We start from the raw sequence: 13,279 nt of genomic DNA, 5'->3' as shown, positions 1-13,279 counted from the left end.
GCTTTTTGGTGCTAATGCAAGGATTAGCGGTTGTAGAATTCGACGATTTGTTTTTCATCGATATCTTGGGACAATTCGCCACGCTCAGGCAAACGAATGAATTTACCTTCCAGAGCTGCGTCATTGTACTCCAGGTAAGCTGCCAAGTGGTTGCGGTTTTCCAAAGCTTCTTTAATGGAAGACAGGGAACGACTTCTTTCACGAAGACCGATCACGTCGCCAAGACTTACTTGGTAAGAAGCGATGTCAACTTTTTTACCGTTCACAGTAACGTGACCGTGAGCTACCAATTGACGTGCGCCTGCACGGGAATTAGCAAAGCCAAGACGGAACACAAGGTTGTCCAGGCGGCTTTCCAGCAAGAACATAAAGTTTTCACCAGCGATACCGTGCATGTGTTGAGCTTTGTTGAACAGGGTACGGAATTGTTTTTCACCCAAGCCGTACATGTGACGCAGCTTTTGTTTCTCTTGAAGCTGCATACCGTAGTTGCTGATTTTTCTCCGTTGGTTTGCACCATGTTGTCCCGGAGGGAAAGGGCGTTTCAATTCTTTACCTGTGCCGCTCAGGGAAATACCGAGACGACGGCTCAATTTAAATTTAGGACCAGTGTAACGTGCCATTATAGAGTTAACTCCTTCATAATTAAAATTTGAGTTGGGGCTCTCTTTGCGCTCCAATTTGTTCGGCGCTACCAATTAAGGTAAGACGCACTACTGACAGAAAAGTTCAGCCGCTGTCCTGTCAGCAACAAAAAAGATGAGGGTGACACAAACTGTTACGCCCAAAATTTAAGATCCGCACAGTAGATAGTTCTGCCGTACAGTCTTTTTCATTAATATATACTATATGTAAGAGTGGGTCAATGTCAAGAAAAGAAAAAGAATGAAAACGTCAGAATTTGTCGATAGGGCTTAAGAACTAAAAAAGTGGGACGAATTTCTGAAAAATGGATGCAAATTTCTAGAGTTGAGAGTAAAATAGATCATATTATGAGCTATAGTGGTGTATAGCCGCTGTCTTGGTACAGCTAATTTTGCTGTGAAGGAGCGCCTTAATATGTCGGAATTTTCAACAACGGATCAGCAAATGCTTGACAGTAAAACAGTCCAGGCTGGCGGTGCTCCGCTGTTTGATGATAAAGGATATACGTCTTTTGCCTGGCTCCAGAACATGGATATGACACCCTATGATTTCCCCTATATTAACCAGCTGCTTGTCCAAGGATATCGGAGTTGGTTACAGCAGAGCAATGGTATATCCTGGATTAACGAAGAATATACTGCTGTTTTTAATTTTATAGGTGTTCGTGTTGCTGGTAGGGAAGAAGATGATGACGAGGATTTGGATTTGGTCGAACGTTGTTGCATATCTAGAGAGATGGAAGTGAGTCAGCGCAAACTTCGTGATGGAAGCCTTGCGTTTGTGTATATGGTTCCCATACTATGCCGTAATTACAAGAGGGAGCCCTTTGCCGCTCTTCGTTTTACACGGCCTGCTCAACATTCTGTCTCAAATCAGGACACATTGTTAGCAGCTGCTTTACATTTTAAATCCTGCTTTTACTCGAAGTTTGAGTATATATTTATGGAAGATATCCTTGGGATGCAGAATCGAAGCGATCGTGAAGGTAGACGCCGTTCTATTTTATTTCAGATTGTAAAACGGATGCATGACAAAATTGACGTGGAAGGCGTGCTGGATGAGGTATTCGGGAGCATCGCCTATTTGTTTCCCCATGTAGATATCACCTTGTATATGAGTCAGGATCGACACAGTCGCAATCCGCAGGTCAAACCTTTGCTGCTGCATGAACGGGACGAAGATGTATGCGTCCGTGCATTTATGAAAGGGCAAATGGCTGTGAATGAGCCTGTCGGTACACAAGATGAAATGACTGAAATCGGCATCCCATTACGTGGCAAGCAGGGTGTATACGGTGTTTTCCATATGATCCTTCCATCGGGTGCGGATAGTATGAAAAAAGTGGATGTAGAGCTGATTGCCATGATGGCGGATACGGCTGGCACTGCATTTGAAAATGCGAAGCTGCTTGAGCAGTCTAATGTACTTATTCATGAATTGCGTCTCATTAATGAACTGGTTCAGCGCTTGAATCAGAGCCTGAAGTTAAATGAAATATTTGAATTTGCCGTGCAGGAGTTATTAAAAATGTTCATGGCTGACTTTTGTTGTATTGTACAGCTTGATCAGGATGGAAGCTGTTTTAAGGTCATGTCGAGTAATGTGGAAAGCTTAAAATTAGAAAGTTACCCTCATGAAGAGGGATTTGCTGGACTGATACGCAAAACAGGAGAACCAGTGATTGTGTCGGACTATAGAAAGGATGGGAAGATAACCTCTCATTTTATGGATGCGACGGACTCCCAGTCTTTGATGGCTGTACCTATGAAGACCAGCGGTACTCCTAGAGGGGTTATACTATTGTCCAGCAAGCTTCCACACTTTTTCTCTTATGATAATTACAAAATGCTGCAAATGCTAGCCCCTCACATCGGGTTGGCGGTAACCAATGCTATGCTGCACGCTGAGGTGCGACGTTTGGCTAATATGGATATGTTAACAGGTCTGTATGTACGTCATTATGTGGACCAAATCATTCAGCAACATCAGGAAAAGGATTTCTGTGGATCTCTTATTTTGGTAGATATTGATCAATTCAAACAGGTGAACGATACGTATGGGCATCAGACGGGTGACGAAATTCTGAAAAGCGTCAGCAATATCGTTCGTTCGGCGACTCGCGATGAGGATGTATGTGCCAGATGGGGCGGCGAGGAGCTTGCCATTTATTTACCGCAGCTGGGGGTACAGCAGGCGCTCGGATATGCAGAAAAAATACGTTACCGTGTACAGCATGAAACCGAGCCTCAGGTGACTGTTTCTTGCGGGATTGCTGAATGGAACTGGCTGGACGAGCAGATCAGTATTGAATCTTTATTTTATAGCGCTGATATGGCCTTGTACGAAGCGAAAAATGAAGGACGCAATCGAATAGTTGTTGATCATGTAGCCAATGTGTAGAGAATATTCCTTAGGGAATGTTCTCTTTTTGTCTTGCATAACCCATTGCAGACAGGTAATCCTAAACGTAGCTTTATCGTGTGTATGTTTGAACTATAGGGAAAACACGATAAAGTGAACCAGGTAGCATAACTGCCTTGAAGCAGGATTATTGCTCATGAGTACAGTTATGTTCAGGATAGGATGGATGATGGGATGCATTGGAGAAAGCAATGGGTGATGCAGGTTTGTGGTGTGTTCCTTGTGATAGGTGTGTTAAGTGGTTGTGCACTGGATCGACAATATACTCCTGAGCAGATTTTTAAGAGATCTGTTGCAGGAATGGCTGGCAAAGAGATGGTAACGTTTACTGGACGGACTGCAATTAGAGCTGACAGTGGTCTGCCAACGAATAAGCAGTTTGAATATCGCGGTAGGCTAAGAAATCACGATGAATTGATCATGCATTGGGGCTCTACAGAAGCTTTTCGTAAGCAAGGTGGCTACGTAGCCCTGCAACAAGGTAAGTCCGAGCATGATGTTACACAAGAACATTTTCTTCGTCAGAGTGGAAAATGGGTTGCGCTGACATCCGGTTATCCCCCTCTGGGTGGAAATGGTATGTTAAATCGCTTCAATCCGATTCAGGAGCTTGAGGAATTAAATACACTGAATAAGAGCATTCGTATGGAAACGGGAGCTGCCCGGGGAACTTGGATGTTGAGGATTGAACCGGAATCTGCTTCGGCAAAGCGCTGGTTGAAAGATCGTTTAATAAAAGAAATGAATACGTTAAACCCTCAAATCGGGATATTAAAAACGCAGCATACAGGAACGAATCGAGAACTGCAAAAGAAGCTGACTCAAGTATGGTCACAAAGTTGTGAGGATATGAGCAACCAGTTGGAGCAATCCATTGTGCGTACTGTGTATCATCTGACCATAGATCGCCAAACAGGTTTACCCTTAAAGCTTTCATCGGAATGCAGGATTTCCCGACAGGGAGTGAATGAAGAGCTGCATCAAGAGGCTTTGATAACCAGAGTTACTTTTGAGGACTACAAGTAACGGAGCGGGCGTGATACAATGAATTTTGAATTAACCATTGTTCAAAAAGAATGAAATAGAGAAGGAGAGACACTACATGAAAGATCCTAGAATACTTAAGCTGGCGGAAAATTTGGTAGGTTACTCTGTTGAGGTGCAGCCTGGAGAAAATGTATTGATCGAAATGATTGGTACAGAGCGTGACTTGCTTAACGCCATCATTCATGAAGTTGGTAAAAAAGGTGGAAATGTTTTTGTACAACTTACAGACCGTAAGGTACAGAGCGCCATGCTTCGTCACGCGACAAAGGAAATGCTGGAGACCTGGGCTGAGATTGATCTTAACCGGATGAAGCAAATGCACTGCTACATCGGAATTCGTGCAGGGGAAAATGTAAATGATCTGTCAGATGTGCCGGAAGATAAAATGAAAATGTATAATTCCATTTATCAGCATGCGGTACATAGCGAACAACGGGTGAAACACACCAAATGGGTAGTGCTGCGTTATCCGAATGACAGCATGGCTCAATTGGCGAATATCAGCACAGAAGCATTCGAAGATTTTTATTTCGATGTGTGTAATCTGGATTATGCAAAAATGGACAAAGCTCAAGATGCATTGGCAGACCTGATGAATCGGACGGACAAGGTACGGATCAGCGGACCGGGTACGGATTTGAATTTCTCTATTAAGCAAATCGGAGCTATCAAGTGTTCAGGTCAATGCAATATCCCGGATGGCGAAGTATACAGCGCACCTGTACGTGATTCCGTTAACGGAACTATCAGCTACAATGCACAAACCCTGTATAATGGTATTACTTTTGAAAATGTTAAATTCCGTTTTGAAAATGGTAAGATCGTGGAAGCGACGAGTAACGATACAAAGCGGCTGAATGATATTCTTGATTCTGACGAGGGAGCACGTTATATTGGCGAGTTTGCCATCGGGTTTAATCCGCACATTTTACATCCAATGAAGGATATTTTGTTTGACGAGAAAATCGCTGGCAGCTTGCATTTTACACCAGGTCAAGCTTATGAAACAGCGGATAACGGTAATCGTTCATCCATCCACTGGGATTTGGTGTTGATTCAGCGTCCAGAATATGGCGGTGGTGAAATTTATTTTGACGATGTTTTGATTCGTAAAGACGGCATCTTTGTACTGCCTGAGCTGGAGCCATTAAACCCTGAAAATTTAAAATAACGATATCCGTTCTTGCTGAGAAAGCGATTTCAATGTATTATTATGGATGAGTAACGATACATGACAATTCAGTAAAGCGAGGGATCTCTATGTCCAATAATAACGCGGCTGTTGTTGAAATTGCACAGACGGCGAGCAAGTTCACCTCTTCTATCGTCCTTCATTCCGAAAATAAGTATATTGATGTGAAAAGTATACTGGGCTTGTTTACGACCCTAGTCAGCAGCCATAGCTATGAACTACACGTTCATGGACCAGATGCGGAGGAAGCTAAGAAAGCGATCATCGAGGTGTTCGAGAAGCACGGACTTCATATTTCAGTAGCCAGCTAACTTTATTCTTGAAGCAAAAGCATCCCTACCTGTAACTGTAGGGATGCTTTTTTTGTCAGGTTCTTGTATTAGCCTGCAATTTGGTCTAATATTAAGGATAGGACGTCTTGTGCGACATTGAGACATAGGGGGGAAGAATCCATGACTTCATCTGATTTGCAGGAACAATTGAATATCAAGGCTATTAATCTGCTTCAGGAAGATGCAGATAAAATAAAGAAGCTTATTGAAGTACAGATGGAGAATCTGGCAACCCGTTATTGCCCTCTCTATGAGGAAGTGCTGGATACTCAGATGTACGGATTTTCCAAGGAAGTGGATTTTGCGGTTCGCGCTGGACTTCTTCCGGAAATGGTAGGTAAACAGCTGGTCAGTGAGCTGGAACGCAATCTGGCTATTCTATATGAGGCCATGAATAATAAGGCCAATTAGGAAGACGGTTGAATTGATGAGAGCATGCGGAGTTTGAGAGCATGCTTTTTTTGATGCCTTTTTTTAAAAAATGTTCTTTAAGGATGGTAAAAGCGCATCGCCCTTCCACCATCCTAATGCACATTTTAAAACCTTAAAAGCTACACAAGGAAGAAGGATACACCTAACAATACATACACTACCAGTAGCATGAGTCCCTCATACCAGTTGGTTGAGCCATCCTGGGTGATGGATTTGGCGATAAATACAGCGACAGCAATGGCGACCAGCTCAATTGTGGTGAAAACAATATTCATCGTGTTTCCCATAATGTAACTGATAAAAATCAGCACAGGGGCAACAAATAGTGCAATTTGTAAACTGCTGCCGACAGCTATTTCGACAGATGCACCGATTTTGTTTTTCATCGCCAGTAAAATAGCAGCGCTGTGTTCGGCTGCATTACCAATAATAGCGACGAGGAAGGCACCTACAAACAATTCGCTGAGCCCAAATTGGGTCGTAAATACCTCCAGTGTACCTACCAGCCATTCGCTGACAAAAGCGACCATGACAGTAGCGAGTACCAAATAGGCAATGGATTTGTTTCTGGACCACACAGGGGCATGCTCATGTGGCAATTCTTCATCTTTTTGTTCGGTCACATCAGCTAAATAGTCCTTATGCGTAATCATAGAAAAAATAAGCCACGCAATATACGCGACAATGAGCGTGCCTGCGACAATGAGGCTGAGCGTATCTGATTCGTTATCCGTGATAACGTGTGTGTTCAGAAAGACAGCTGGAACGAACAAGGCAATAACAGCCACAATCATCAGAGAACCACTTAATCCAGCCAGCGATATATTGAAATTTTGCACTTTGTACTTTAAACCGCCAGCGAACAGACTTGCTCCGAGCACCAGCAGCAGATTACCGATGATGGAACCGGTAAGACTGGCCTTTACCATATCGTAAAGACCTTCTTTAACAAGAAAGATGGCGATGATCAGTTCGGCTGCGTTACCAAAGGTGGCATTTAAGAATCCGCCTAAACGTTGGCCAGCATAATGCGCGACACTTTCGGTCGCCCTGCCGAGAAAACCGGCTACGAATACAACAGAAATTGCGCAAATGACAAATTGGGCTATAGCGTTCCAATGCGTGTAATGAGCGACTGCGCTAAGAGCAAATGTCACTATAAGCAAAGCGGGAGATAACCATTTTTTCAATGAAGAGCACCTCGATATCAATAGATGTGTACAAGTTTGGTGAAAGCTGTCACTTGTATGGATTTTCTAAATTAATATACCCAAAATGATATAGGTTGTAAACGAAAGTTGTTTTTCATACGTAGGGTTTGCATTTGGAGTGGCTGAGGCTTTACAATACAAATAAAGGATGGATGAAGGGGGACATAGGTCATGGCAGAGCAAATTCAACAACTGGAAGCAGGAAACATCAAGATTTCCAACGATGTCGTAGGTAAAATTGCCGGGATGGCCGCATTAGAGACACCGGGCATTGCTGCAATGTCAGGCGGTTTATCGGAAGGCTGGGCCAAAAGGCTGAGTGGTAAAAATGTGCAAAAAGGCGTATCAGTGGAGGTTGGACAGCTGGAAGCTGCCATTGATCTACGTATTATCGTGCTCTACGAAACACCTATTCATGAGGTGTCCCGAATTCTTCAGCAAAATGTGCGAGAAGCCGTCGAAAGTATGACGGGTTTGCGGGTCGTGGAAGTGAACGTAAAAGTGGAAGGTGTCGCGTTCAAGGACGACGCAGTGTAAAAGAATTAGGAACCGATAAATTGACGTTTTTCACCAATTGTATACATGCCGGGAATTCCGTGGGATAACCCGAATAAAAACACGAAAACTGGTGGTTATAGAATCGCCAGTTTTCGTTTTGTGAGTCAACAGTATAGCCATTTTTGCAGAGGATTCCCGTATTTTTATACATAACCAAAAGAACTTCCAAAGCCACCGTTGTAAGTGGTCCATGGAAGTTCTTTTTTTAACGAAAACGGTTGGTTCTACGCGTTTGAAAGCGATTGGGTACTTCATTACGGACAGCTACCCCTGTGGTGCGTTCCTGCACCGCTTGTTTGGTGTTCTCACGAGAAATACTGAGCATAATGCCCATGGAAAACATCATGACAAGTAGGGAGGAGCCACCAAAGCTGATAAATGGAAGCGTTACGCCAGTGATTGGAATCGTTTGGGTTACACCGCCGATATTAATGAAGGCCTGAATAGCGATCAAACCCATGATGCCAGTGCCTACCAACGTTCCGAACGGATCATGGCAACGCAGAGCAATGATCATGCCTCGCCAAATGAAATACAAATATAGCATCAGGAATATGGCTGTTCCGACAAATCCGAATTCTTCACCAATTACAGAAAAGATAAAATCATTAAATGAATTAGGAAGATAGTGAAGCTTGATAATACCTTTACCAAATCCTGCCCCGTTTAAACCGCCTTCACCTATAGCTTGCAAGGACTGTACCAGATTGTATCCTGTTCCTTGTCTATATTTCTCGGGATTAAGAAAGGCTTGAAAGCGTCCGATTTTATAATCTTGCTTGGCAGCAGCTTGTCCATCTGTGGTTCCAGAATCTCCTCCAAACAACGACCCAATGCCAAATACGATGGAAGCGCCTAGCACGAGCAGAACAATTGATGCTGTAATATGCTTGACACTGGCTCCACCGGCATAAATAATCAGACCACTGGTAGCAACCAAAATGAAGCAGGAGCCTAAATCAGGTTGAAGCATGATGAGTCCTGCAACACAGCCTACAATGACTGTTACAGGTATGTAGCCAGTCCGCAGATCTCTAAAGCGATCTCCTTTTTTGACGATTAGTGCGGATAAGTAAAGAATGATGGAAATTTTTGCAAGCTCCGTTGGTTGGAAGCCAACACTACCAAACCTGAGCCAGCTTTTTGCGCCGTTAAGTGAGCCTGTAAAAAGAACGATGATTAGCAGTAATATAGTTATGAAAAATAAAGGTACAAAAAGCTTTTTATATTTTTCCATCTTAATATTCATAGCTACCAACATAATAAAAAGTCCAAGTACAGCAAAAGCAGATTGGCGCTTCACAAAATATAAAGAGTCAAAATTGTATTCTTTATTCAGCAGAGCTACGCTGGAGCTGGAGCTAAATACCATAATTACACCGAATCCAACCAATAACAAAGTGAGGATCAGCAATTGAAAATCCGGTGTGCCTCTTCTTCGAGTCTCCGGCTTCGTATTTCTCATATCAGCTTCCCCCGGTATTCGCCACAAGGTATATTCCTCGCAGACGGTTATCATTTTATCGTTTATCCATTTTATCATATTATGTTTGTTGGGCTTCTGCAACCTCCCTGAAGCAACAGATATCGCAACAATTCCATATCTGCTACAATAGGATGAAAATGAAGACTTGAGAGCAGCGGTGCATACGTGATGACGCTGCATGATTAATTCGGGAACTTGCCCGGTGCTTTAAAAGGAGAGGTGGAGCAGAATTGACACAACATGCGATAGATAAGATCTGGTTTGATCGTTTGCAAGAAAACATGGTGGAGTGGCGTAGACATTTACATAAGAATCCCGAAATTTCCTTTCAAGAAAGCAAAACCGCAGCTTTTGTGGCGGATAAGTTGGAGAGTTGGGGAATCGAGATTCGCCGTCAGGTAGGGGGACACGGTGTTGTAGGCACCATTCGTGGTGCTAAACCTGGGCCTGTCGTCTTGCTGCGCGCCGATATGGATGCTCTTCCTATTCAGGATGAAAAGGAATGTGAATATCGCTCCAGCGTGGACGGAGCCATGCATGCTTGCGGCCATGACGGACATACATCCGCGTTGCTTGGAACGGCTTACTATTTCAGTCTGAATCGGGACGAGCTGCAAGGAGAAATTCGGTTGTTGTTCCAACCTGCGGAGGAATTGCTGCCTGGCGGAGCGGTCAGTGTAATAAAGGATGGTATATTGGAAGGTGTGGATGTCATTTATGGCATCCATTTATGGACACCTTTTCCGGTCGGGACGGCCGCGAGTTGCGCAGGGCCGTTGATGGCGGCGGCAGACGATTTTTATATTGAAATCACAGGTAAGGGTGGGCATGGTGGGATGCCCCAGTCCACTAATGATAGTGTCGTGGCGGGTTCAGCTCTTGTTATGCAACTGCAAAGTGTTGTAAGCCGTTCAGTCGACCCATTACGACCTGCCGTGCTGACGGTGGGAACCATCCAAGGGGGCTCTGCGCAAAATGTGATCGCAGAAACGTGTCGCTTGAGTGGAACGATTCGTACGTTTGATGAGGAGACACGAACGGTAATGAAGGAGCGACTGCATGAGGTGACCGAGCTTACAGCCGCAACATACGGTACAACAGCACAGGTTCGCTATATTATGGGGTACCCACCAGTTGTCAATGACACACATGAAGCATCTCGTTTCTTTAATGAAGCAAAATCTGTTTTCGGCGAGGAGAATGTGCAGAAAGCGTCGAAGCTGATGCCTGCTGAAGATTTTGCGTATTATTTGGAACGTGTGCCAGGTTGCTTCATGTTCGTAGGAGCGGGTAACCCAGTTAAAGGAGCAGTTTATCCACACCATCATCCAAAATTTGATTTTGATGAGGATGCTATGATTAACGCGGTTCGTTTGTTTATTGCGATGTCTACGGGATACGCTGCGGAACGAAACGCAGGGGCAATTATGGGCTGAAATGAGTTGAATTGGGAACGGTTCAATCTGGAGTATGAGGTTAATGAAATGGGGTACCCTACTGTTGAAAAGGAGGGAGTACCCATGAAAAAGGTTCAGGAAGTTATGACTAAAAAATGCGTAACGGTTACCCCGCAGGACAATATTTATGAAATTGCGGTCAAAATGAAGGACAATGATACTGGTTTTATTCCGGTTGTGGAAAGCGAAGGCAGTGATAAGTTGATCGGTGTAGTAACGGACCGTGATCTTGTCGTTCGCGGTTATGCGGCTAAAAATTCGGGTTCGGGTTCGGTCGATACCGTCATGACGACAGGTATTCGTACAGCCAGTGCGGACATGTCGGTGGACCAAGCAGCTGAACTGATGGCAGAACAGCAAATCCGTCGTTTGCCCGTAACGGAAGGAGACCGTCTGATCGGGATTGTCTCGATCGGTGATTTGGCTGTTCGTAATATTTTTGCAGACAACGCTGGAGAGGCGCTTAGTCATATTTCCGAGCAGGTCCACTAGAAGAATAATTAAGGTAGCATTAGTTTGGGGAGATCTTTACCCCGAGCTTCTAATCAGGAGTTCAACCCGAATATGGGTTGGGCTCCTTGCTATTCTGGTTGATATGCCAATAAACGGATAAGCTATTTATTATATAAGTTTAAAATGATGTATTGTTAGATTATCAGGAGGTAGTTATGAATCCAGATCATCCTTGTATTGTACAACGTGATTTTACCGTTCTGCTGGAAATGGGCTTGCCCGGTTCAGAATGGGCTCGTTCACAGTTGCAGATTTATGCGGAGCTGGTTAAAAGCCCGTCCGCTTTTCATACATACCACATCACTCCATTGTCTTTGTGGAACGCAGCTGCCCTCGGATGGAGTGCTGAGGACATTCAAAATAGTTTGCACTCCATGTCCCGTTGGGATATTCCACGTGATTTGTTGAAGGATATTGAACAGCTCGTTTCTCGTTATGGGACGTTGACGCTTTCACGGGAGGGTACGGAAGAAAAGCGAACTTATAGCACAGATACGATTGGCGCATACCGTGCTGAGCATGAGCCAGACGGAGGTATAAAGACAGGGAAAGCCAACAGCTATACAATGGGTGATCGCTTGATCTTGGCAGCAGAGACCCCCGCTTTACTGGGTGAGCTACTGACCAAGCAAGAGTTCAAACAGCTTGGTTTACTTCGCGTTGATGAGGTAAGCGCATCGGTCCCGCCCGAAAATCGGGGCTTGCTCAAGCAGGAATTAACGCGCTTGGGATATCCCGTTGTGGATACGGCAGGCTATCTTGAAGGGAATCAGCTTAGTTTTACCTTGGGAAAGGGACAAACGAAGTTGCAGCTTCGTGATTATCAAGTAAAGGCCGCTGATGCGTTTGAAGGAGCGAACGGCTTAGGGGGGAGTGGTGTACTGGTACTTCCATGCGGAGCCGGAAAAACAGTGATAGGTATGGCGGTAATGAATCGGTTTCAGTGCGAGGTGCTTATTCTAACATCTAATACTACTTCTGTACGGCAATGGGTAGAAGAGTTAAAACGAAAGACGGATATTCCTCCCGATTCCATTGGGGAATATAGTGGTCAGAAAAAAGAGGTGCGTCCGATTACGGTGGCGACCTACCAAATATTGACACACCGTCGCACCAAAGATGGGGATTTTGAGCATATGAAACTGCTGAGTGAGCGGAAGTGGGGACTCATTATATATGATGAGGTTCATTTGCTGCCCGCGCCAGTATTCCGGGCGACGGCTGACATTCAGGCTACCCGTCGTTTGGGGTTAACAGCCACGCTGGTTCGAGAGGATGGTTGTGAACGCGATGTGTTCTCTTTAATTGGACCCAAACGGTATGATATGCCGTGGAAGGAACTGGAGCGACAGGGCTGGATCGCTCAGGTCGATTGTGTGGAGCTACGGCTTCCAATGACAGCTGAACTTTTGGAGCGCAGTATGCGTGCCGAGGGTAGACAGCAGTACCGAATTGCAGCCGAAAATCCGGTCAAACTGGAGGCGGTACGTAGCCTGATGCAGCAGCACAGCGGCTTGCCCACGCTTATTATTGGTCAATATTTGGACCAATTGCGTATATTGGCTCAGGAGCTCGGTGTCCCACTGATTACGGGTTCAATGAGCCAGACGGAGCGGGTGCGTTGGTTTGATGCGTTCCGCAAGGGTACAATTCGGACCCTATTGGTATCCAAGGTTGCAAACTTTGCGGTGGATCTGCCGGATGCGGCAGTAGCCATAGAGGTATCGGGTAGCTTTGGCTCTCGTCAGGAAGAAGCGCAGCGACTGGGCCGCATTTTGCGACCAAAGTCGGGCGAGAATAAAGCTTATTTTTATGCGCTAGTGACGGAGAATAGCAAGGAGACGGATTTTGCAGCTCGTCGTCAGCTGTTTCTGATTGAGCAAGGCTATGAATATGCGGTTCGCAGATTTAGTGTGACAGAGGCTATCGTAGGCCGGGATGATAAGCCTGGAGATCGTGGAAAGAAAAAGGAGGCCTAATCAAGA

The 13,279-nt window shown here is 44.8% G+C and carries 12 protein-coding genes; 9 read left to right on the top strand and 3 right to left on the bottom strand.

All coding sequences use genetic code 11. The features are described from left to right. Window positions 1-23: 23 nt before the first annotated feature. Entirely contained in the window at window positions 24-623 is a 600-nt protein-coding gene (rpsD, locus tag ACUUJN_RS16860) for a 30S ribosomal protein S4 (protein ID WP_025723468.1), read from the bottom strand. 436 nt (window positions 624-1,059) lie between these two features. Between rpsD and ACUUJN_RS16855 the strand changes: the two genes are divergently transcribed. The 5 genes from ACUUJN_RS16855 (at window position 1,060) to ACUUJN_RS16835 (ending at window position 6,048) form a co-directional block, all read left to right on the top strand. Further along, window positions 1,060-3,045 (top strand): sensor domain-containing diguanylate cyclase, encoded by a 1,986-nt coding sequence (locus ACUUJN_RS16855; RefSeq protein WP_028540548.1) that lies wholly within the window; start codon window positions 1,060-1,062, stop codon window positions 3,043-3,045. A 195-nt stretch (window positions 3,046-3,240) separates the two neighbouring features. Further along, window positions 3,241-4,092, top strand: a complete 852-nt coding sequence (locus ACUUJN_RS16850; RefSeq protein WP_023989325.1) for a hypothetical protein — start codon at window positions 3,241-3,243, stop codon at window positions 4,090-4,092. A 76-nt stretch (window positions 4,093-4,168) separates the two neighbouring features. Next, a complete protein-coding gene (locus ACUUJN_RS16845) occupies window positions 4,169-5,284 on the top strand; it encodes an aminopeptidase (RefSeq protein ID WP_013310916.1) in 1,116 nt (371 codons plus the stop codon). A gap of 89 nt (window positions 5,285-5,373) precedes the next feature. Next, on the top strand, window positions 5,374-5,616 hold the full coding sequence (locus tag ACUUJN_RS16840) for an HPr family phosphocarrier protein (RefSeq protein ID WP_013310915.1): 243 nt from the start codon (window positions 5,374-5,376) through the stop codon (window positions 5,614-5,616). Window positions 5,617-5,757: 141 nt separating this feature from the next. Continuing rightward, entirely contained in the window at window positions 5,758-6,048 is a 291-nt protein-coding gene (locus ACUUJN_RS16835; protein ID WP_007431028.1) for an Fpa/YlaN family protein, read from the top strand. A 140-nt stretch (window positions 6,049-6,188) separates the two neighbouring features. Here the strand turns inward: ACUUJN_RS16835 and cax are convergent, their stop codons facing one another. Further along, the gene (gene cax / locus ACUUJN_RS16830; protein ID WP_484668724.1) at window positions 6,189-7,259 is read right to left on the bottom strand and encodes a calcium/proton exchanger; all 1,071 of its coding nucleotides are present in this window, start codon (window positions 7,257-7,259) and stop codon (window positions 6,189-6,191) included. A 192-nt stretch (window positions 7,260-7,451) separates the two neighbouring features. On the opposite strand from cax, the gene ACUUJN_RS16825 reads away from it, so the two are divergent. Beyond that, a complete protein-coding gene (locus ACUUJN_RS16825; RefSeq protein ID WP_013310912.1) occupies window positions 7,452-7,817 on the top strand; it encodes an Asp23/Gls24 family envelope stress response protein in 366 nt (121 codons plus the stop codon). Between the two features lie 226 nt (window positions 7,818-8,043). Here the strand turns inward: ACUUJN_RS16825 and ftsW are convergent, their stop codons facing one another. Continuing rightward, window positions 8,044-9,303 carry a putative lipid II flippase FtsW gene (gene ftsW / locus ACUUJN_RS16820; RefSeq protein WP_023989322.1) on the bottom strand — a complete coding sequence of 420 codons (1,260 nt, stop codon included), beginning with the start codon at window positions 9,301-9,303 and terminating at the stop codon, window positions 8,044-8,046. Between the two features lie 251 nt (window positions 9,304-9,554). Here ftsW and ACUUJN_RS16815 point away from each other — a divergent pair, with 251 nt between their 5' ends. The 3 genes from ACUUJN_RS16815 (at window position 9,555) to ACUUJN_RS16805 (ending at window position 13,273) form a co-directional block, all read left to right on the top strand. After that, the gene (locus ACUUJN_RS16815) at window positions 9,555-10,760 is read left to right on the top strand and encodes a M20 metallopeptidase family protein (RefSeq protein WP_340958820.1); all 1,206 of its coding nucleotides are present in this window, start codon (window positions 9,555-9,557) and stop codon (window positions 10,758-10,760) included. A gap of 84 nt (window positions 10,761-10,844) precedes the next feature. Continuing rightward, window positions 10,845-11,273 (top strand): CBS domain-containing protein, encoded by a 429-nt coding sequence (locus tag ACUUJN_RS16810; RefSeq protein WP_023989320.1) that lies wholly within the window; start codon window positions 10,845-10,847, stop codon window positions 11,271-11,273. Window positions 11,274-11,449: 176 nt separating this feature from the next. Beyond that, on the top strand, window positions 11,450-13,273 hold the full coding sequence (locus ACUUJN_RS16805) for a DNA repair helicase XPB (RefSeq protein WP_484668723.1): 1,824 nt from the start codon (window positions 11,450-11,452) through the stop codon (window positions 13,271-13,273). Window positions 13,274-13,279 lie beyond the last annotated feature (6 nt).

The sequence above is a fragment of the Paenibacillus sp. LRG-1 genome (genome assembly GCF_057220305.1).
The sequence above is the reverse complement of the archived record's forward strand: the minus strand, read 5'-3'. Positions and strand labels throughout refer to the sequence as shown.

Excerpts from the sequence above, each read along its gene's own strand:
- rpsD (WP_025723468.1), bottom strand. The coding sequence starts at position 623 with ATGGCACGTTACACTGGTCCTAAATTTAAATTGAGCCGTCGTCTCGGT.
- ACUUJN_RS16855 (WP_028540548.1), top strand. The coding sequence starts at position 1,060 with ATGTCGGAATTTTCAACAACGGATCAGCAAATGCTTGACAGTAAAACA.
- ACUUJN_RS16850 (WP_023989325.1), top strand. The coding sequence starts at position 3,241 with ATGCATTGGAGAAAGCAATGGGTGATGCAGGTTTGTGGTGTGTTCCTT.
- ACUUJN_RS16845 (WP_013310916.1), top strand. The coding sequence starts at position 4,169 with ATGAAAGATCCTAGAATACTTAAGCTGGCGGAAAATTTGGTAGGTTAC.
- ACUUJN_RS16840 (WP_013310915.1), top strand. The coding sequence starts at position 5,374 with ATGTCCAATAATAACGCGGCTGTTGTTGAAATTGCACAGACGGCGAGC.
- ACUUJN_RS16835 (WP_007431028.1), top strand. The coding sequence starts at position 5,758 with ATGACTTCATCTGATTTGCAGGAACAATTGAATATCAAGGCTATTAAT.
- ACUUJN_RS16825 (WP_013310912.1), top strand. The coding sequence starts at position 7,452 with ATGGCAGAGCAAATTCAACAACTGGAAGCAGGAAACATCAAGATTTCC.
- ftsW (WP_023989322.1), bottom strand. The coding sequence starts at position 9,303 with ATGAGAAATACGAAGCCGGAGACTCGAAGAAGAGGCACACCGGATTTT.
- ACUUJN_RS16810 (WP_023989320.1), top strand. The coding sequence starts at position 10,845 with ATGAAAAAGGTTCAGGAAGTTATGACTAAAAAATGCGTAACGGTTACC.
- ACUUJN_RS16805 (WP_484668723.1), top strand. The coding sequence starts at position 11,450 with ATGAATCCAGATCATCCTTGTATTGTACAACGTGATTTTACCGTTCTG.